An 18,527-nucleotide genomic window follows, 5' to 3' on the forward strand; every position below is an offset into this window, starting at 1 on the left:
AGGGGGCGCAAAGCGCTTATTCCGCGTTGAAGGTGAAGAGGGTTTCACCGTTGATGGTGTAATTGTTGATCAGCTCCGCAGCGCGGGGGCTGGTGAGCCAGCCTTCGAGCTTGAGCGCCAGACCATGCTTCACATGCGGGTGCTTTGTGGGGCTGACAGGCAGGAAAGCGTATTGGTTGAAGAGCACAGGATCACCCGAAAAGAGCAGTGTTAGAGACTGTTTATTGCCGAAATTGAGCCAGCTTGCCCGGTCGGCCAGCACATAGGCGTTGAGGCCTGCGGCTGTGTTGAGGGTTGCGCCCATGCCAGCGCCGGCCTCGTTATACCAGCCGGGCGCGCGCCTCTCTTCTAAGATGTTTGCGGCCCCCCAGAGCGCAAGCTCTTTCTTGTGCGTGCCGCTGTCATCGCCCCGGCTGGCGAAGGGGGCCTTGGCGCTGGCGATGGCGGTGAGGGCGGCGGCGGCGGTCTCTGCGCGCGCGATTTGCGCGGGGTCGTCTGACGGGCCGATCAGCACGAAATCGTTATACATGATTTCGCGGCGGTGGGTTCCGAAGCCGCCAGCGAGAAACGCGTCTTCTGCCTTGCGCGAATGCACAAGAATCGCATCGACATCGCCCGCCTCGCCAAGGCGGATGGCTTGGCCTGTGCCAACGACGATGAGCTGGACATCGAGGCCCGTGTCTTTGGCGATTTCGGGGAGCAGAATGTCAGACAGGCCCGAATTGTGAAAGGAGGTGGTGACGGCCATTTTGAGCGTGTCGGCGGAGAGGGTGCTGGCCGAGGCAAGGAGCGCGATTGCAGTTAAAATGGAACGGATCATAACACCAGGTCTCCTTTCAGGAAGGCTTGCGCCTCCTGGGTTTGGGGGGCTTCAAAAAACGCGTCTGCCGGGGCGGATTCGACGACCTGCCCTTTGTTGAGGAAGAGAACATCTGTTGCGAGGCGACGGGCTTGGCCGAGATCATGCGTGGCCATGAGAATGCGCGTGCCAGCGGCGCGGGCTTCAAGGATGAGCCGTTCGATATCGCGGGTGGCGGCGCCATCGAGGTTGGCGCAGGGCTCGTCGAGAAACAGGAGCTGTGGCGCGCGGATGAGGGCGCGGGCAAGGGCCAGCTTCTGCCGCTCGCCGCCCGAAAGCTGGCTGGCGCGCTGCTGCTCGTGGCCCGAGAGACCAAGGGTTTTGAGCCATGTCAGAGCCTGTTTTTCGGCCTCGTGCCGCGCCATGCCGTGCACAGTGAGCGGATAGGTGAGGTTGCCCAGAACCGTGCGGCGCAGCATCACCGGCGTTTGGAAGACAAAGGCCTGAAGGGCGAAAGCCTTGCTGCGCGGGGCGGCATAGCGCACACGGCCAGCGCTTGGCTTTTCCAGCCCGTGCAGCAGGCGCAGGAGCGTGCTTTTGCCTGCGCCATTGGGGCCGAGGACGATTGTGAGGCCGGTGGGGCCTATCTCAAGATCAACCGGGCCGAGCAGGTGTTTGCCGTTGCGCGTTACAGAGGCGTTTTGCACGGAAAGGGGCAGGATATTTACCATCTGTCGCGCACCTCCGTGCCGGAGAGCATGTGCAGGGCGAGGTTGACCGCGACGGCGAGGCCGATGAGCACGAAGCCGAGGCCGATGGCGAGGGCGAAATCGCCCTTGGAGGTTTCGAGCGCGATGGCGGTTGTCATCACGCGGGTGACATGGTCGATATTGCCGCCCACGATCATGATCGCGCCGACTTCGCCGATCCCGCGGCCAAAGCCTGCGAGCGCGGCTGTGAGCAGGGCGCGGCGGCTGTCCCAGAGCAGTGTCTTGATCCGCTGGGGGCGGGTTGTGTTGAGCGAGATCAGCAGGTCGTGATATTCGGCCCAGAGATCGCGGATGGACTGATGCGCGATGGAGGCGATGAGCGGCGTGAGGATGACCACCTGCGCGATGATCATGGCCCAGGGTGTGAACAGAAGCCCCATGACGCCGAAGGGGCCGGAGCGCGACAGCATGAGGTAAACCACAAGGCCGACCACCACAGGGGGCAGGCCCATGAGCGCGTTGAGCACGGCGATAACCAAGCGACGCAGGCGATAGCGCGAGACGGCGAGCCAGGCGCCAAGCGGCAGGCCAATGAGCGCGGCGATGGCCACGGCGGAGCAGGTGACCAGCAAGGAGCGCGCCGCGATCTCGTAGAGATCGGCGTCAAACGTGACGATCAGCCAGAAGGCTGCCTGAATGCCTTGCCATATTTCGAGCATTGGCTCTCCTTTTGGTCTGCATAGTGTCGCCAAGGCGCGAATGCCATAGGGCCAGATACGGATAAGCGCTTTCAAATTGCGACATCATGGGAGAGATTGGGCCTGATAAATTTCGTAAAGGAAAGTCATGGCGCAGATGCCGCAAATTGCTCCGATTGGGACAGAGGGCTATCTGGTGCGCTTTGCTGATAGGCTGGATGACGGAGCCAACCGTGCGCTTGTGGGCTTTGCTGCGGCGCTGGAGGCGGAGGAGATTGACGGCATCGTCGAGGTGTCTACGGCGTTGGCCTCTGTCTTTGTGCGCTTTGACGCACTGCGGATTGCGCGGGCAGATCTGGTGGCGCGTTTGCAGGGGCTTCTGGACAGCCGCGACTGGAAAACAGAGTCTAACATAGCCAAAAAGCGGCTTTGGCGTGTGCCAACGCTTTATGGCGGCGCGGCGGGGCCGCAGCTTGCAGAGGCGGCGAAGCTGGCCGGTTTGCGCGAGGAAGCGGCTGTGCGCGAGCTGAGTGCGGCGCGGGTGCGGGTGCTGGCCATCGGCTTTGCGCCGGGGCAGCCCTACCTTGGAATGCTGCCAGAGCGCTGGGATGTGCCGCGCCAGACCGAGCTGACCCCGCGTGTGCCGCAGGGCGCGCTTGTGCTGGCTGTGCGGCAGTTCTGCCTCTTTGCCAATGAGACGCCCACGGGCTGGCGGCATATTGCAAGCACGCATATGAAGCTTTTCCGCCCCGAAGCTGAGGCGCCTTTCGCGCTACGACCCGGGGATGAGATGATCTTTGAGCCCGTATCAGAGCATGATTGGGCCTTGTTAGAGACTGACCCCTTGGGAGGCGCGCAGCTTGCGGAGGCGGGGGATGCCTGAGCTTTTGTTGCATCAGATCGGCCCCAACGCGAGCCTTCAGGACTTGGGGCGCGAGGGCTATTTGCGCTTTGGCCTGTCGCGCGGGGGCGCGATGGACCGTCTTGCGCTCTTGGAGGCGGCGGCACTGTTGGGGCAGGGGCTGGATATTGCCGCGATCGAGCTGCCGAGCGCGCCTGTGACGCTGAGCGTGGATGCGCCGCAGCGGGTGGCGCTGACGGGTGCGCCCATGTTGGCCGAGGCAGGTGGACGCAGCTTACAGTGGGGCGCGAGCCATTTGCTTGAGGCGGGCGAGGCCCTTTCCCTGCGGCCCACGGGGCGGGGGCTTTACGGATACATTGCCTTTGGCGGTGGTATAGAGACGGATTTGACGCTTGGCCGCCGCTCGGCACATTTCACGGGTGGGCTTGGCCGCGCGCTCGCGGCGGGCGATGTGTTGCCGCTGGGAGCAGATAACAAACCAAGCGCGCCGCCGCGCAAGCTTGCGGCAGACAACCGCTTTGACGGCGGGCGTATCCGCTTTGTGACGGGGCCGCAGACGGAGCTGTATAGCGCTGAAACCCGCGCGGCCTTTGGCGCGGCGCGCTTTGTCAAGAGCAGCCATGCCAACCGGCAGGCGGCGAAGCTGGACCACCAAGGCGCGCCCTTTGCGGCTGACGGGCAGCTGGGGGTTGTTTCAGAGGTGATTGTGCCGGGGGACATCCAGATGACCGGGGCGGGCGAGCCATTTGTGCTTCTGGCAGAGCACCAGACAATGGGAGGTTATCCGCGCATTGGCGCGGTGATTGGGCAGGATATTGCGCGTGTCGCGCAGGCGAGCGTGGGGGTGGAGCTGTGGTTTGAGCAGATCTCGCTGGAGGAGGCAGATAGGCTCTACACGCCGGAAAACGAGCTTTTGCGCAGGATTAGAGACGCTTCAGAGCCTCTGCTGCGCGACCCGCGTGAGATGAACGGCCTGCTGGGCTATCAGCTGATCAGCGGGATGATAACAGGACAGGAGGATTAGCGCATGGTTATGAAAGTGGATTTGAACTCGGATATGGGCGAGGGTTTTGGCCCGTGGCGTATGGGCGATGATGCGGCGCTTCTCGATGTGATCACCTCGGCCAATATTGCCTGTGGTGCCCATGCGGGTGACCCTGATGTGATGGCCAAGACCATGCGGCTTGCGGCGAAGAACGGTGTCGGCATTGGCGCGCACCCCGGTTTTGCCGACCTCAAGGGATTTGGGCGGCGGCGGCTCAACATTGGTGCGGAAGAGCTGGGCAACTTGATTGCCTATCAGCTCGGTGCGGCGCAGGGCATGGCCAAGAGCGTGGGGGCAACGGTGCGCCATTTCAAGCTGCATGGCGCGCTTTCAAACATGTGTTCGGAAGACGCAGCCCTTGCGCGCACCTGCTATGAGGCGGCGCTGAGGGTGGACCCTGATATCATCCTGATGGTGCTGGCAGAGACAGCGCAGCAGGCCGTGGTGGAGGCGCTCGGGGCAAACTGGGCCGGCGAGATTTTTGCCGACCGCGCTTATGAGGACGATGCGACGCTGGTGGACCGCAGCAAGCCCGGCGCGGTGCTCCATGAGGCCGATGTGGCGGCGGAGCGTATTCTCAACATGCTGCGCGAGGATGCGATTATTGCGGAAAGCGGCAAGCGTATCCCCGCCAAGATCGACACGATCTGCCTGCATGGGGACACGCCTGAAGCTGTGGAAATGGCCCGCGCGCTGCGCGAGAAGCTGAGCGCGGCGGGTGTGACGCTGGCGCAGTTTTAGGCCAGCAAGCCTGCGTGGCGCAGGGCGTCGTCGATCAGCGCTTCTGTGGCCTCGCTCACGCTGGTGAGGGGCAGGCGCACTTCCGAGCCACAGAGGCCGAGGCGGGACATGGCGTATTTTGCACCCGCAACGCCCGGCTCCTTGAAAATCGCGATGTGCAGCGGCATGAGCTTGTCTTGCAGCTCCAGCGCCTTGGCATAATCGCCCGCGAGCGTGGCCTCCTGAAACTGCGCACAGAGCGCAGGGGCGACATTGGCCGTCACCGAAATGCAGCCGACACCGCCGTGGGCGTTGAAGCCAAGCGCGGTGGCATCTTCGCCTGACAGCTGGATGAACTCCTTGCCGCAGGTGATGCGCTGTTGTGGCACGCGGGAAAGATCGCCTGTGGCGTCCTTGACGCCGACGATGCGCTCAAGCTTGGCGAGCGCGCCCATGGTTTCGGGCGACATATCGACAACCGAGCGGCCGGGGATGTTGTAGATGATGATCGGCAGGGAGCAGCAGTCGTGCACGGCGCGGAAATGGGCAATGAGGCCCGCCTGTGTGGGCTTGTTGTAATAGGGCGTGACCACGAGGATGCCGTTGGCCCCGGCCTTTTCGGCGGCTTGGGCAAGGCGGATCGCTTCCAGCGTGTTGTTGGACCCGGCCCCGGCGATAACCGGCACCCGCCCTGCGGCGGCCTTCACCACGATCTCGACAACTTTGTCATGCTCGCCGTGAGTCAGTGTGGGGCTTTCGCCCGTGGTGCCCACCGGAACAAAGCCGTGGCTGCCTTCGCCGATATGCCATTCAACCAGTTGTTTGAGCGTCTCGACATCCAATTCACCGTTTTTGAACGGCGTGACCAATGCAGGCATGGATCCTTTGAACATGTTACGCTCCTTTTGACTGTGTTGTTTTGCTGCGCCGTCTTTCGTGATTGGAGAGACGCAGGTTTGCGAGGTAGGGTGGGCCTGTTCTATCCTGTTTCATAAGGAAAAATGCAAGAGATGTTTCTGCGTGCCATTGTTCTTTTGAGCCTTGTTGCCTTGTCTGACCCGGTTGGGGCCACGCCTGTGCTGGCACCGCGGCCCCTGACGGGCGCTGTCAACGCTGCGGAGCGTGCCGATTGGGCAATGGCTGCGCGGCTGGCGGCGAAAGCGGCGCCTGAGGCGGAAACGCTGGTTGAGTGGATGCGGTTGCGCAGCGGAGAGGGGACGGCGGCACAGGCGCTTGCGTTTGTGCAGCGCTATCCGCATTGGCCGGGGCTGGCGCGGTTGGCCCGGCAGAGCGAGGCCGCCTTTGTGCAGGCTCCGGCGGCTGAGAGGCTTGCGTTTTTTCGGGCCTATCCGCCGGTGTCCAGCGGCGCGGCCCTGAGCTTTGCCGAGGCGCTTATGGGGGCTGGCGAAAGAGGCGAGGCCGAAGCCACGCTTGTGATGGCCTGGCGTAGCCTTGAGATGGACAGCGCGCAGCAGGCGGCTTATCTGGCCCGCTATGAAAGCCTGTTGGCTCCGCATCATGCGGCGCGTCTGGACATGGCTTTGTGGCGGGGCCTGTCGGGAGAGGTGCGCCGGATGTTGCCGCTTGTGAGCGCGCCGCAGCGCGCTCTGGCCAGCGCGCGTCAGGGGCTGCGCGCCGGAGCGCCCGACCCGGAGGCCTTGATTGCCAAGGTGCCTGTGGCGCTGCGGGGCCACCCCGGCCTCGCTTATGAGGTGTTTCTTTGGCACTATCACCGTGGCAGCAAGGCGCGTGCCATCGCGTTGATGATCGAGAGCAGCGCAGCGGGCAACCTAGGCGAGCCACTGCGCTGGGCCGGTTGGCGGCGCAGCCTTGTGCGCCAGATCATGCGCGAGGGCGACGCCCAAACGGCCTATGCGCTGAGCCGCGATCATGGGCTTTTTGAGGGCAGCTCTTTTGCCGATCTTGAGTGGCTTGCCGGTTATCTGGCGCTGCGCAAGCTGGGCGACCCTGCACGGGCCTTGCAGCATTTTGAACGGATGAGAGAGGCTGTTGAGTCGCCCATTTCGCTGGGTCGTGCAGGCTTTTGGAAAGGCGAGGCGCTGGAGCGGCTGGGCCGCAGTGACGCGGCGCGCGCGGCCTATGCGGCAGGCGGGCAGCACCAGACGAGCTTTTACGGGCTGCTGGCAGCAGAGCGGGCGGGAGCAGGCTCTGATGTGGCGCTGAAGGGCGCGGAGTATTTCCCTGCCTGGCAGCAGGCGGCTTTTGCCCAGAGTGACCTGGCGCGGATTGTCGAGCTGGCGGTGAAGAACAACATGCTGAGCCTTGCGGAGCAGTTCATTCTGGCGCTGGCCGAAGGCGCGGACCGCACGACGCTGGGACAGCTGGGCAATTTTGCCACCGACTTGGGCGCGCCGCATCTGGCTGTGATGCTGGGCAAGGAGGCGGCTGCGCGCGGAATTGTCTTGCCGGCGCATTATTATGCCTTGCATCCGATGCAGGAGATGGCGCTGCCTGTGCCCATGGAGATGGCGCTGGCGATTGCGCGGCGCGAGAGCGAGTTTGACCCGGGCGTGGCCAGCGGCGCGGGCGCGCTGGGCTTAATGCAGGTGATGCCTGCCACGGCAAAGGAAGTGGCCGAAGGGCTGGGCCTTGGGTTTGAGCAAAGCCGTGTCTTGAATGACTGGCGCTACAATGCCGAGTTGGGCGCGGCCTATCTCGCAACGCTCTCGGAGCGCTATGACGGCAATGTTGTGATGATCTCGGCGGCCTATAATGCGGGGCCCTCGCGGCCCGACCGCTGGATGCGCGAGCGCGGCGATCCGCGCCAAGGCGAGATGGATGTGGTGGACTGGATCGAGCACATTCCGTTTAACGAGACGCGCAACTATGTGATGCGGGTGGCCGAGAGCCTGCCTGTCTACCGTGCGCGGCTGGGCAAGCCCGCCCACCCTGTGCCATTCAGCAAGGAGCTTGTCGGGACAACGCTGAGGGTGGGCAATTAGCGGGCCTGCTCTTGTGCGCGGGCGCGCCAGAGCGTGAAGAGGCCCGCACAGACCACCACCGCCGCGCCGATGGCGACGTTGAGTTCGATGCGCTCATGAAAGACCAGAACGCCGATGAAGCTGACAAACACCAGTTGCAGATAGGCGAAGGGCTGCACGGCGCTGGCCTCGGCGGCCTCATATGTTTTGATCAGGAGCCAGTGGCCCAGAGCGCCGGTGATGCAGAGCGTGCCCATCCAGAGCCAATCTGATTGCACCATCGGCTCCCAATAGGCTGCGCCCACGGCTGTCATCATCACGGAGCCTGCCACGCCTGTCCAGAAAAACGAGGTGGCGGCCGTATCTTTGCGGGAGGCGTAGCGCGTGAGCAGCCCGTAGAGCGCAAAGAGGAAAGCGGCGATGAGCGGGACAATGGCGGCGGGGGAGAAGACGCCAACCCCCGGTTTGAGGATAATCAACACGCCGACAAAGCCGATAAAGATCGCTGTCCAGCGCCGCCAGCCGACGACTTCGCCCAAGATAGGGCCGGAGAGCGCGGCGACGAGGAGCGGGTAGCTGGTGAAAACCGCATGTGATTCGATGAGGCCGAGGAGGGTGAAGGCGTAGATCATCACGCAGATTTCTGTGGCGAGGATGAGGCCACGGAAGATCTGCAAAAGCGGCTGCTCTGTGCGGGCGGCGGCGCGGATGCCGCCGGCCTTGCGATAGGCGATGGTTGTGACGAAAGCGGCAAAGAACCAGTAGCGGATCATCACCACCATGAGCACGTTATACTCGCTGGCCAGATGGCGCGAGATACCGTCTTGCACCGCAAAGACGAAGGTTGTCGCGATCATCAGAAGCACGCCGAGGCGGGTGTTGTTGGAGCTGGCCATGGGCTTAGGGCATCCTTGCTGTCGTCATGTGGCGTTTGCGCCCAAAGCCTGTGCGGCGGGTGACCTCGAAGCCCGCTTCGGCCAAGGCCCGGCGCACAAAGCCTGCGGCGGTATAGGTTGCCGCTGTGCCTTGGGGCGCGGTTTGAGCGCCGATTTGCGCCATGAGCGCAGGCTCCCAAAGCTCGGGGTTTTTCGCAGGAGCGAAACCGTCGAGAAACCAGGCATCGGCTTTTTGGGCCATGTTAGAGACTGTTTCGCGCGCATCGCCGAGGATGAGCGTGAAGGCGAGATCATCGGTTTTAAAGGTGGTCGCCTTTGCCTGCCAGAAAGGGGCCAGCTCGGCGCTCAGATCGGCAAGCGCGGGGAAGGCGGCTTGGGCGGCGAGCATATCGGCGGCTTGCATAGGAAAGGCCTCAAAGCTTGTGAAATGCAGCTTGCCGCTCTGGCCTGTGTTGCGCCAGAGCGCAAGTGCAGCGAGCAGGTTGAGGCCCGTGCCAAAACCGAGCTCGGCGATGTGGAAGCCATCACGAAAGCGCCCGGGCAGATCATTGCCATCCAGAAACACATAGGCTGTCTCTTCCAGCCCGTTCTCAAGGCTGAAATAGGGGTCATCAAAGCGCTGTGACACGGGCACGCGGCCCTCGCGCCATGTGAGCTCGGCTGGCTGGTTCATCTGCTTTTTATCCGATAGAGACGGTGCTGGATGACCATGCAACCGCTGTGAGGGAATGGCAAGGATGGACGTAACTGTGCGCGGTGCGGGAATATTCGGCCTGTCGGTGGCCTGGGCCTGCCTTGAAAAAGGGGCGCGGGTGCGGGTGATTGACCCCAAGGGTGTGGGCGGCGGCGCGAGCGGCGGCATTGTCGGCGCGCTGGCCCCGCACGTCCCGGAGAACTGGAACGAGAAGAAGGAATTCCAGTTCCAGAGCCTGATTGCGGCGGAAGATTTCTGGAAAAATGTGGGGAATTGGGCTGAAATAGAGACTGGTTATGCCCGCACGGGGCGTGTGCAGCCGCTGGCAGACGAGGCCGCCGTCGCACTGGCGCGCGCACGCGCTGAGAGCGCGAAAGAGCTCTGGCGCGGTGCAGCGCAGTGGCAGGTTGTGAGCGGCGACGCGCTGAACGGGCCGCTGCCCGAGAGCGCCACGGGGCTTTATATCTTTGACACGCTGAGCGCGCGAATGTTTCCGCGCCAGGCCTGCAAGGCGCTGGCGGCGGCGGTTGTTGCGCGGGGTGGGGAGATGGCCGCTGACGGCGCGGAGGCGGGCCAGACCGTCTGGGCGACGGGGGTGCACGACCTTTTGCGGCTTTCGCAACACTTCGGCAAGCCGGTGGGCAACGCCGTGAAAGGGCAGGGTGCGCTTTTGGCGTTTGATATGCGGGACGCGCCGCAGATTTTTGCCAACACCGTGCATATCGTGCCGCATTGGAATGGCACGGTGGCGATTGGCTCGACCAGCGAGCGCGCGTTTGACGACGCTTCAAGCACGGACGGGCAGCTGGAGGCGGTTTTAGAGAAAGCCTACACCGCTGTGCCGGCTTTGCGGGCGGCGAGGGTGATTGAACGCTGGGCGGGGCTGCGGCCAAGGACCAAGAGCCGGGCGCCCATGCTGGGGCATCATCCGCTGCAGGAGGGGGCCTATATCGCCAATGGGGGCTTCAAGATCGGATTTGGGATGGCTGTGGAAGTGGGGCGGGTGATGGCGGCGCTTGTTCTGGACGGGACAGACACAATTCCGGCGGAATTCGCTCCCGAGGCCTCGCTTTAGACTTCGAATTTTGCTGCGCAAAATCCGACCCGGCGGGGGCCAGCCCCCGCACGCAGGATTAAGCGGGGGCCAGCCCCCGCACCCCCGAGGTATTATTGACCAGAAGAAGATTAGGTTTGCGCCTCGGCTGACATGCATTGGCGGCCATCGGGCGCGCGGGCCCAGAGGGTGTTGCCCTTTTGGCAAAGTGTGACCGGCTCTGTGTGCATGAGCGGGGAGGTGGCGCGGAAGGTGAAGCTTTTGAGCGGGCCGAGCGCCTCTGTGGCCATGAGCATGAGCAGCTGCGCGAGAAGCGGGCCATGGACCACGAGACCGTTGTAGTGTTCGACCGTGCGGGCGTAGGCCTCATCGTAGTGGATGCGGTGGCCATTGAAGGTGAGGGCGGAGTAGCGAAACAGCAGTGTCGAGCTGAAGCTGTGTTCTGCCCGTCTGTCTTCATCTGCGCGCGCGCGCGGGGGCGTGGGCGCGGGCGTGTCTGGGGAGGGGTCTTCGCGGTAGACGAGATCTTGGTATTCGGTGAGTTTCAATGCGCCGTCTTGCAGGATGTCGTGGCGCAGGGTGACGAAGGCGAGCGGGCCGCTGCGGCCCTGCTTTTTTTGAGCTTTGGCCAGGGTGGTGTGTTTGACAGCCTTATGCCCCGCAAGCAGAGGGGCGTGGAAGCTGAGCTGTCCGCCGGCCCACATGCGCCGGGGCAGGCCGAAATCGGGGATGAGGGCGCTGCCTGTGGCGGGGTGGCCATCGCGGCCGAGCGCAGTGGCGGGGCGGGGATTCCAGAAGTAGATTTGATGGAAAAAGGGGGGCAGCGGGCTGCCGGGGGTGATTTGGGTTGGCAGGCCGAGAGTGGCCTTAAGGGCGTTGGCGCGCGCAGGATCGAGCAGGTCGGAGGTGTATTCCATTGCGATTGGCCTTATGTGGGCTGGTGTGATGCTCTGCGGAGCCTAGGAGATGAAAGGGAAAACGCAAGATGGCAGTGAGGATCGTGGCGTTGGACCATCTGGTGTTGACGGTGGCGGATATTGGCGTGACGCTCGCTTTTTACGAGCGGCATTTGGGCATGGTGGCGCAGGTTTTTGAGGCGGCGGATGGCACGCGCCGGCATTCTTTGCAGTTTGGGGCGCAGAAGATCAATGTGCACGCGGCGGGGCGGGAATTTTCTCCTCATGCCAAGCAGCCGTGCCCTGGCAGCGCGGATTTGTGTTTTTTGGTTCAAGGTGCGGTGAGCGATGTGGCCCGGGCACTGGACGCGCAGGGGGTGCCAGTTGAGGCGGGGCCTGTGGCGCGCACAGGGGCAACGGGGCCTTTGAATTCGATTTATCTGCGCGATCCGGACGGGAACCTGATTGAGCTGTCAGAGCCGCTATAGACCTTTGGGGCGTTACTTTTTTGCGCCAAGCGGCGGCCCTCGGGTTTGGCTGCGTTGACAGGGCTTTGGGGCGCTGCGACAAGACAAGGAAAACCAGTAGTTTAGACCAAGTGTGGTAAAGAGGGCCGTTTTATGAAAATCGCGATGATTGGCACCGGCTATGTGGGCCTTGTTTCGGGGGTGTGCTTCTCGGATTTTGGGCATGATGTTGTCTGTGTGGACAAAGACCCTGCCAAAATCGAGATGCTGAAGCGTGGAGAGGTGCCGATTTTTGAGCCGGGGCTTGATGTGTTGCTGGCCAAGAATGTGGCCTCTGGGCGGCTTTCGTTTTCGACAGATCTGGCTGCGGCGCTTGAGGGTGTGCAGGCTGTGTTTATTGCGGTGGGGACCCCGACGCGGCGCGGCGACGGCCATGCGGACCTGACCTATGTGATGGCCGCCGCCGAGGAGGTGGCCCGGGCGCTGACGGGCTATGCTGTGATTGTCACCAAGAGCACCGTGCCCGTGGGCACGAACCGGCAGGTGAAGCAGGCCGTGAAAAAGGCCAACCCCGCGCTGGAGTTTGATGTGGCCTCCAACCCCGAATTTCTGCGCGAGGGCGCGGCGATTGATGACTTCATGAAGCCTGACCGTGTTGTGCTGGGGGTGCAGACAGAACGCGCCGACGAGATCATGCGCGAGGTTTACCGGCCGCTTTTCTTGCGTGATTTCCCGATTGTCACGACCGACCTTGAGAGCGCGGAGATGATTAAATATGCGGCCAATGCGTTTCTGGCGACAAAAATCACCTTCATCAACGAGATTGCCGCGCTGTGCGAGCGCACGGGTGCGGATGTGAAGCAGGTGGCCAAGGGCATTGGCCTTGACGGGCGCATTGGCAACAAGTTTCTCCATGCGGGCCCCGGCTATGGCGGCTCCTGTTTTCCTAAGGATACCAAAGCCTTGGCGCGGATCGGACAGGAAAACGGACTGCCCATGCAGATCACCGAGACGGTGATCAAGGTGAACGAGGAGATGAAAGAGCGGATGATCGACAAGCTGCGCGACCTTGTGGACGGCAGTTTCAACGGCAAGATCGTGGCTGTGCTTGGTGTGACTTTCAAGCCCAACACCGATGACATGCGCGCCAGCCCTGCACTCAAGATCGTGCCGGCCCTGATTGGAGGAGGTGCGAAGGTGCGGGTTGTGGACCCGCAGGGGCGCGCGGAAGGCGAGGCGCTGTTGCCGGGGGTGCACTGGGTGGACGATGCTTACAAGGCGGCACAGAACGCCGATTTGATGGTGATCCTGACGCAGTGGAACGAATTTCGGGCGCTGGACCTTCAGAAGATCGCCAGAAAGATGAATCAGCCCAAACTCGCGGACCTGCGCAATATCTACTCCGAGCGGGATGCGCGCCGCGCCGGTTTTGAGGCGTATGTTTCCGTGGGGCGGCGCGATTATATTCGCGATGCCGGGGCAGGCCCTAGCTGATCATCGGGGTTATGGCCTTGTCGGCCTGATTGGTGTCTTTGGCGATCCAGCGTTTCACAATCGAGCGGGCAATGCTTTCGTCATATTGTTCGATGGCGCTGCGGATATCACGCAGGGCATTGGCCACTTCGATTTCTGACAAGGCACTTTCCTGCACCCTCAGGATTTTGGGGTGGGGTGTTGTGAGCATGTCAGAAGAGATCAGAAGCTCTTCATGGAGCTTCTCGCCGGGGCGCAGCCCTGTGACTTCAATTTCAATATCGCCATGCGGGTTGGTTCTGTCTTTGACAGAATAGCCCGAGGCTTCGATCATCTGGCGCGCGAGTTTGGCGATTGGCACCGGCGCGCCCATATCGAGCACAAAGACATCTCCACCGCGAGAATAAGAGGCGGCGAGCAAGACCAGCCGGGCCGCCTCGGAGATTGTCATGAAGTAACGCGTCACCTCGTTGTGGGTCAGGGTGACGGGGCCGCCCCGGGCGATCTGCTCTTTGAAGAGCGGAATAACCGAGCCGGAAGAGCCGAGCACATTGCCAAACCGAACAATGGAAAACCGGGTTTTGCTGCTGCGCGAGGCCAGATCCTGCACCACCAGCTCGGCCAGCCGCTTGGATGCGCCCATCACATTCACCGGGCGCACGGCCTTGTCTGTCGAGATCAGCGTGAAGCGCTGCACACCGGCGGCGCGGGCGGCTTCGGCCACGATCTTGGTTCCCAATACGTTGTTTGAGAGGCCTGCCAGCGCGTTTTCCTCGACGAGTGGCAGATGTTTGTAAGCCGCTGCATGGAGGATCACGTCAACCTTATGTTCGCGCAGCGTATGTTCGATCAGGTTTTTGTCGGTGACCGAGCCGAGAATGGGGAAAATTCTGCATCCGCCGGGCTCTTCGCTCAGTTCCTTGTGGATGTCATACATGGCCAGCTCTGAGTGATCGAGCAAGATCAGGCTTTCGGGCAAAGAGCTGGCGACCTGGCGGCAAAGCTCGGAGCCGATAGACCCGCCCGCGCCTGTGATCATGACCCGCTTGCCCGAATAACTCTCGGCAACATGGGGCAATTCGTTTGAAAGATGGCCGCGGCCCAGAAGCTCGTTGACGGTGAGCGGGGCGGCTTTGGAGCCAAGGGCCCCGTTGCTGAGCAAGGTGGCAAAGCTCGGCAGGGAATGCACCGCACAGCCGAGCGCCCGGAGCTTGTAGGCCAGGCGGGCCTGCTCTGTTTGCGAGGCCGATGGCAGGCAGAGCACGATTCTGTCGATATTTTCGCTGCGGACCAGCTCGGCGAGCTTGATGGGCGAATAGACCGGCAGCCCGGCAATCATCAGGCTTTGCAGGGTGGGATTGTCTTCGATGAAGGCGACAAGCTCTAGGCTTTCATCCGATTGCAGCGCCATGGCGAGTTGCTGGCCTGTCTGCGAGGCGCCGTAAACCAGGATACGGCTGCGGGAGCCGTCAGATTGATAGGCGCGGATGAGCAGCTGGCGCAAGATCATGCGCATGGCAACGGTGGTGAGCAACAGCACCATGGTAAAGACCGCAAAGGCCGCATAGCCGCTGAGCGCGCCCACCCCGAGGTTGAGCACAAAGGCCATCGCCCCGAGCACGGCGGCAAATTTGGCTGTGCGCACGATGCCCTGCATTTCGTAGGCATTGAGCTTGATTCGGGTCAGCCCCAGCCCGTTGCTCGTCAGTGCGGCGGCCCCCATCAGGACGAGGCACAGGATGATCAGGCTGAGAAAGGGAGGATTGAGGGTGACGGCCGGCCCCAGCAAGAGCAGAGTCAAAGCCAGCGAAAACGGCACTGTGAAGGTATCGAGGGCAAGAAAAACAAGGCGTTTTTGAGAGCGGGTCAGCCGTGTCGCAAAATTGAGTGACAGCATATGCGGAAGACTCCCGAAACTCGTAAACCAAAAGCCGCAACCTCAAGCGAGGTGGCAAAACGCGCCGGAATACCGGCAAAACCCTGCCCGAAAAAACCAGAGCTGACGCTAAGTTACCCCATTTCGAGCGATTCTAGCAACCGCCCTCATGCTGCGCTTGCAAAATGATCTGGCTCACCGGCCTTTCCAGACAGGGTCGCGTTTTTCGGCAAAAGCTCGCGCGCCTTCAAGGTTGTCTTCGGAGCCATAGAGCACATCGACGCTTTCCAGCTGGCGTTGTGTGATCCGGTTCATCGCGTCCTGGAACTTGCTGTCTTCGGCGTCGCGCACGATTTCCTTGATCGCGGCATAGACAAGGGGCGGGCCGGAGGCGAGCAGGCGCGCCATCTCCCAGGCCTGATCCATGAGCTCTGCACCGGGGTGGACATGGTTCACAATGCCCCAGCCCTTTGCTTCCTCGGCATCAAACCAGCGGCCAGTGAGCAGAAGCTCCATCGCGATATGGTAGGGGATGCGCTTGGGCAGCTTCACACTGGCCGCATCGGCCACCGTGCCGGAGCGGATCTCGGGTAAGGCAAATGTGGCGTGATCGGCGGCGAGGATGATATCGGCGGAGAGCGCCCACTCCAGCCCGCCGCCGCAGCAGATCCCGTTGACGGCGGCGATGACAGGCTTGTTGAGCCCGCGCAGCTCTTGCAGGCCGCCAAAGCCGCCCACGCCATAGTCCCCATCGACAGCGTCGCCGTCAGCCGCGCCCTTGAGGTCCCATCCGGGGCAAAAGAACTTCTCGCCCGCACCGGTGATGATGCAGACGCGCAGCTCTGGGTCATCGCGGAAGGCGGCGAAGGCCTCACCCATGATGCGGCTTGTCGCAAGGTCGATCGCGTTGGCTTTGGGGCGGTCGAGGGTCACTTCGAGGATGCCGCCGTCGCGGCGTGTCTTGATGGGGCTCATGGGGTGGCCTTTCTGATGAGCGCATCCACGGCAACAGCGCGGTCTGGCGTGCAGAGGAGCGGGTTTATTTCAACTTCGCCAATATGCGGCGCATGTGCAACGACATAGTCTTGCAGCGCAAGGATGGCGCTTGTGATTGCGTCGATATTGGCGGCGGGTTTGCCGCGGTAGCCTGTGAGCAGCGGCGCGCATTTGAGCTGTGTCAGAGCCTGTTTTATGTCTTGAGCGCTGACGGGCATGAGCAGCGAGACCGTGTCTGCCAGCAGCTCTGTCAGCACCCCGCCCGCGCCAAGTGTGAGCAACAGGCCATGGGCTTCGTCGCGGGTCACGCCGATGAGCAGCTCGGCCACTGTGCCTGTGGCCATCTCCTCGATGAGCCAGCTTGTGCCCCCCATTGTCTTGGCGGCGTCCAGCGCGTCTTGGGCTGTCATCAGGCCAAGCGCCACGCCGCCCGCATCAGACTTATGCGCCATGCCCTCGGCCTTGAGCACGAGCGGGAAGGTGAGGCCTGCGAGTTGCTTGTCCAGCCCCTCAAGGGCGGTGATCCGCAGAGAGGCAGGCACAGGCACGCCAAAGCGCGCCAGCTCGGCTTTGGAGGCGTGTTCACTGAGGGTTTCGGCAGGGCCAAGCGCGCCGCCAGTCAGCGGCGGCTCGGGCGTGACTGTGGCGGGCTGTGCGGCCGCCTCGACAGCGGTGATCGCCTCGGTCAGTCCCATGAAGGGCACAACGCCTGCGGCCATGAAGCGCGCGGCAACGCCGAGCGGCATAAGCTCGGGCAATGTCGCCACCACACCATAGGGCCGCCCGGTGCTGCGCGCCGCTTCAAGCACGGCCTCGGTGGCGCAGGCCCAGTCTGCGGCGTCGGTGTGGGGGTAGTCGACAATGGCCAGCGTCATGCCTGTTTCGGGGCCGGCGAGGGCGGCAAAGGTATCGCTCATGCGCGCCGTGTCACGCCAGATGTAGGTGTGGTAGTCGAGCGGATTGGCGAGCGCGACCTTGGGGCCGAGAGCATCAAACAGGGCCGCGCGCTGCGCCGCAGACAGGGGTGGAAAACTGAGCGCGCGCCCGTGTGCCGTATCGGCGGCAAGGCTCGCTTCCCCGCCAGAGCAGCTGATCGTTGCAAGGCTCTGTGTGTCGAGCCGCCCGACCGTGTGCAAAAGCTTGAGTGTCTCCAGAAAGCAGGGAATATCTGGCACGCGGGCGATGCCAAGGCGCGCGAGCAGCGCATTGGCGCCTGCATGGCTGCCCGCGAGCGAGGCAGTGTGCGAAACGGTCGCCGCCTGCGCATGTTCCGATTTGCCCACCTTGAGCGCCACAAGCGGGATGCCCTTGGCGGCGGCTTTGAGCGCCAGCGCGTGCCACTCGGCGGTGTCGCCAAAGCCTTCGATGTGCAGGCCGATGGCGGTGACGCGCGGATCTTCCAGCAAAGCCATGGCAATCTGCGCCTGCGAGGTCTGCGCCATGTTCCCGCAGGCCACCACATAGGCAATCGGCAGCGCGCGTTTTTGCATGGTAAGGTTGATGGCGATGTTGGAGCTCTGCGCCAGAATGGCGACACCGCGCTCCACCCGCTGGCAGCCGTGCTGGTCAGGCCAGATTGCAGCACCCTCGAGCGCGTTGATAAAGCCGTAGCAGTTTGGCCCCAGAATGGGCATATCTCCCGCTGCAGCCACAAGCTCGGCCTGCAAATTGGCCCCGTCGGCAAGCTCCGCCCCGGCCTCGGAAAACCCGCTGGCGAAACATACAGCCCCGCCTGAGCCAAGTGCGCGCAGCTCGCGCACCACCTCGATGGTGGCATTGCGGTTTACCCCGATAAAAGCCGCATCAATCGGCCCGTCCCACTCGGCGAGCCTGCGCACAGCCTGTCGTCCGGCAATCACCTTGCCTTCGGGATGCACAGGGAAAATCTCACCTTCATAGCCAATCATTTCGGCCGCCTTGAGGATCGAGGCGCACCACGCTCCACCGCCAATAACGGCAATCGCACGGGGGTTCAAAAGTCTGAAAAGATCACGACCCATAGTCTTTTTCTTTCTAAAAATATCCTGGGGGAGTTTGAGGGGGCAAAGCCCCCTCATCACCGCGATTTGGCGAAGCCAAAGCGCAAACCCTCAGCCACCCAAGGGCCGCAACAAATCGCGGCTGATGATGTGGCGCTGAATCTCAGATGTCCCTTCCCAGATCCGCTCGACCCGCGCATCGCGCCAGATACGTTCCAGCGGCAGCTCGTCCATCAGGCCCATGCCACCGTGAATCTGGATCGCTTCATCGGCGACCATCGCAAGCACCTCGGTCGCCTTGAGCTTGGCCATCGACATATCGGCCTCGGTCACGCTGCCCTGATCAAACTTCCAGCCCGCTTCCCAAGTGAGCAGATTGGCAGCTTTGATTTCGAGCGCCATGTCGGCGAGCTTGAAGGA

General features: G+C 62.7%; 18 protein-coding genes. 7 read left to right on the plus strand and 11 right to left on the minus strand.

Going from position 1 to position 18,527, the window contains the following annotated elements:
- Nucleotides 1-16: 16 nt before the first annotated feature.
- Genes Q0478_RS04160 through Q0478_RS04170 form a run of 3 tightly spaced genes read right to left on the minus strand, consistent with a single transcriptional unit; the run spans nt 17 to nt 2,228 of the window.
- Nucleotides 17-820, minus strand: coding sequence for a substrate-binding domain-containing protein (locus Q0478_RS04160; RefSeq protein WP_298676504.1), 804 nt, complete (start codon nt 818-820; stop codon nt 17-19).
- Nucleotides 817-1,530 carry an ATP-binding cassette domain-containing protein gene (locus tag Q0478_RS04165; RefSeq protein WP_298676506.1) on the minus strand — a complete coding sequence of 238 codons (714 nt, stop codon included), beginning with the start codon at nt 1,528-1,530 and terminating at the stop codon, nt 817-819. Before Q0478_RS04165 ends, Q0478_RS04160 begins: the two co-directional genes overlap by 4 nt.
- Nucleotides 1,524-2,228, minus strand: a complete 705-nt coding sequence (locus Q0478_RS04170; RefSeq protein ID WP_298676508.1) for an ABC transporter permease — start codon at nt 2,226-2,228, stop codon at nt 1,524-1,526. Before Q0478_RS04170 ends, Q0478_RS04165 begins: the two co-directional genes overlap by 7 nt.
- A 136-nt stretch (nt 2,229-2,364) precedes the next feature.
- Here Q0478_RS04170 and Q0478_RS04175 point away from each other — a divergent pair, with 136 nt between their 5' ends.
- The 3 genes from Q0478_RS04175 to Q0478_RS04185 are packed head-to-tail and all read left to right on the plus strand — an operon-like array spanning nt 2,365 to nt 4,855.
- Nucleotides 2,365-3,090 (plus strand): allophanate hydrolase subunit 1, encoded by a 726-nt coding sequence (locus tag Q0478_RS04175; protein ID WP_298676510.1) that lies wholly within the window; start codon nt 2,365-2,367, stop codon nt 3,088-3,090.
- The gene (locus tag Q0478_RS04180; protein ID WP_298676512.1) at nt 3,083-4,093 is read left to right on the plus strand and encodes a biotin-dependent carboxyltransferase family protein; all 1,011 of its coding nucleotides are present in this window, start codon (nt 3,083-3,085) and stop codon (nt 4,091-4,093) included. Before Q0478_RS04175 ends, Q0478_RS04180 begins: the two co-directional genes overlap by 8 nt.
- 3 nt (nt 4,094-4,096) lie before the next feature.
- Nucleotides 4,097-4,855: a 5-oxoprolinase subunit PxpA gene (locus Q0478_RS04185; protein WP_298676514.1), complete on the plus strand. Its 759-nt coding sequence runs from the start codon at nt 4,097-4,099 to the stop codon at nt 4,853-4,855.
- On the opposite strand, the gene dapA is transcribed toward Q0478_RS04185, so the two are convergent.
- Nucleotides 4,852-5,727 carry a 4-hydroxy-tetrahydrodipicolinate synthase gene (gene dapA / locus Q0478_RS04190; RefSeq protein WP_298676516.1) on the minus strand — a complete coding sequence of 292 codons (876 nt, stop codon included), beginning with the start codon at nt 5,725-5,727 and terminating at the stop codon, nt 4,852-4,854. The genes Q0478_RS04185 and dapA overlap by 4 nt on opposite strands.
- A 108-nt stretch (nt 5,728-5,835) precedes the next feature.
- On the opposite strand from dapA, the gene Q0478_RS04195 reads away from it, so the two are divergent.
- The gene (locus tag Q0478_RS04195) at nt 5,836-7,797 is read left to right on the plus strand and encodes a lytic transglycosylase domain-containing protein (RefSeq protein ID WP_298676518.1); all 1,962 of its coding nucleotides are present in this window, start codon (nt 5,836-5,838) and stop codon (nt 7,795-7,797) included.
- On the opposite strand, the gene Q0478_RS04200 is transcribed toward Q0478_RS04195, so the two are convergent.
- The gene (locus Q0478_RS04200) at nt 7,794-8,672 is read right to left on the minus strand and encodes a DMT family transporter (protein WP_298676520.1); all 879 of its coding nucleotides are present in this window, start codon (nt 8,670-8,672) and stop codon (nt 7,794-7,796) included. The two genes, Q0478_RS04195 and Q0478_RS04200, sit on opposite strands and share 4 nt — an antisense overlap.
- Nucleotides 8,673-8,676: 4 nt before the next feature.
- A complete protein-coding gene (gene mnmD, locus Q0478_RS04205) occupies nt 8,677-9,345 on the minus strand; it encodes a tRNA (5-methylaminomethyl-2-thiouridine)(34)-methyltransferase MnmD (protein ID WP_298676522.1) in 669 nt (222 codons plus the stop codon).
- A 55-nt stretch (nt 9,346-9,400) separates the two neighbouring features.
- Between mnmD and Q0478_RS04210 the strand changes: the two genes are divergently transcribed.
- Complete coding sequence (locus Q0478_RS04210) at nt 9,401-10,441, plus strand: FAD-binding oxidoreductase (RefSeq protein ID WP_298676524.1); 1,041 nt, start codon at nt 9,401-9,403, stop codon at nt 10,439-10,441.
- Nucleotides 10,442-10,551: 110 nt separating this feature from the next.
- Here the strand turns inward: Q0478_RS04210 and Q0478_RS04215 are convergent, their stop codons facing one another.
- Complete coding sequence (locus tag Q0478_RS04215; RefSeq protein WP_298676525.1) at nt 10,552-11,337, minus strand: MaoC family dehydratase N-terminal domain-containing protein; 786 nt, start codon at nt 11,335-11,337, stop codon at nt 10,552-10,554.
- A 68-nt stretch (nt 11,338-11,405) separates the two neighbouring features.
- Between Q0478_RS04215 and Q0478_RS04220 the strand changes: the two genes are divergently transcribed.
- The gene (locus tag Q0478_RS04220; RefSeq protein WP_298676527.1) at nt 11,406-11,804 is read left to right on the plus strand and encodes a VOC family protein; all 399 of its coding nucleotides are present in this window, start codon (nt 11,406-11,408) and stop codon (nt 11,802-11,804) included.
- Nucleotides 11,805-11,936: 132 nt separating this feature from the next.
- Nucleotides 11,937-13,277 (plus strand): UDP-glucose/GDP-mannose dehydrogenase family protein, encoded by a 1,341-nt coding sequence (locus tag Q0478_RS04225; protein WP_298676529.1) that lies wholly within the window; start codon nt 11,937-11,939, stop codon nt 13,275-13,277.
- Here Q0478_RS04225 and Q0478_RS04230 read toward each other — a convergent pair.
- The 4 genes from Q0478_RS04230 to Q0478_RS04245 form a co-directional block, all read right to left on the minus strand.
- Entirely contained in the window at nt 13,270-15,153 is a 1,884-nt protein-coding gene (locus Q0478_RS04230) for a nucleoside-diphosphate sugar epimerase/dehydratase (protein ID WP_298676531.1), read from the minus strand. The two genes, Q0478_RS04225 and Q0478_RS04230, sit on opposite strands and share 8 nt — an antisense overlap.
- Before the next feature lie 174 nt (nt 15,154-15,327).
- Entirely contained in the window at nt 15,328-16,107 is a 780-nt protein-coding gene (locus Q0478_RS04235; RefSeq protein WP_298676532.1) for a carnitinyl-CoA dehydratase, read from the minus strand.
- Nucleotides 16,104-18,128 carry an acetate--CoA ligase family protein gene (locus Q0478_RS04240; RefSeq protein ID WP_298676534.1) on the minus strand — a complete coding sequence of 675 codons (2,025 nt, stop codon included), beginning with the start codon at nt 18,126-18,128 and terminating at the stop codon, nt 16,104-16,106. Before Q0478_RS04240 ends, Q0478_RS04235 begins: the two co-directional genes overlap by 4 nt.
- A gap of 90 nt (nt 18,129-18,218) precedes the next feature.
- Nucleotides 18,219-18,527 (minus strand): acyl-CoA dehydrogenase family protein (locus Q0478_RS04245; RefSeq protein WP_298676536.1); only part of this gene is annotated, 309 nt, incomplete at its 5' end.

Source organism: uncultured Lentibacter sp. (assembly GCF_937123735.1).
Taxonomy (GTDB): Bacteria; Pseudomonadota; Alphaproteobacteria; order Rhodobacterales; family Rhodobacteraceae; genus Lentibacter.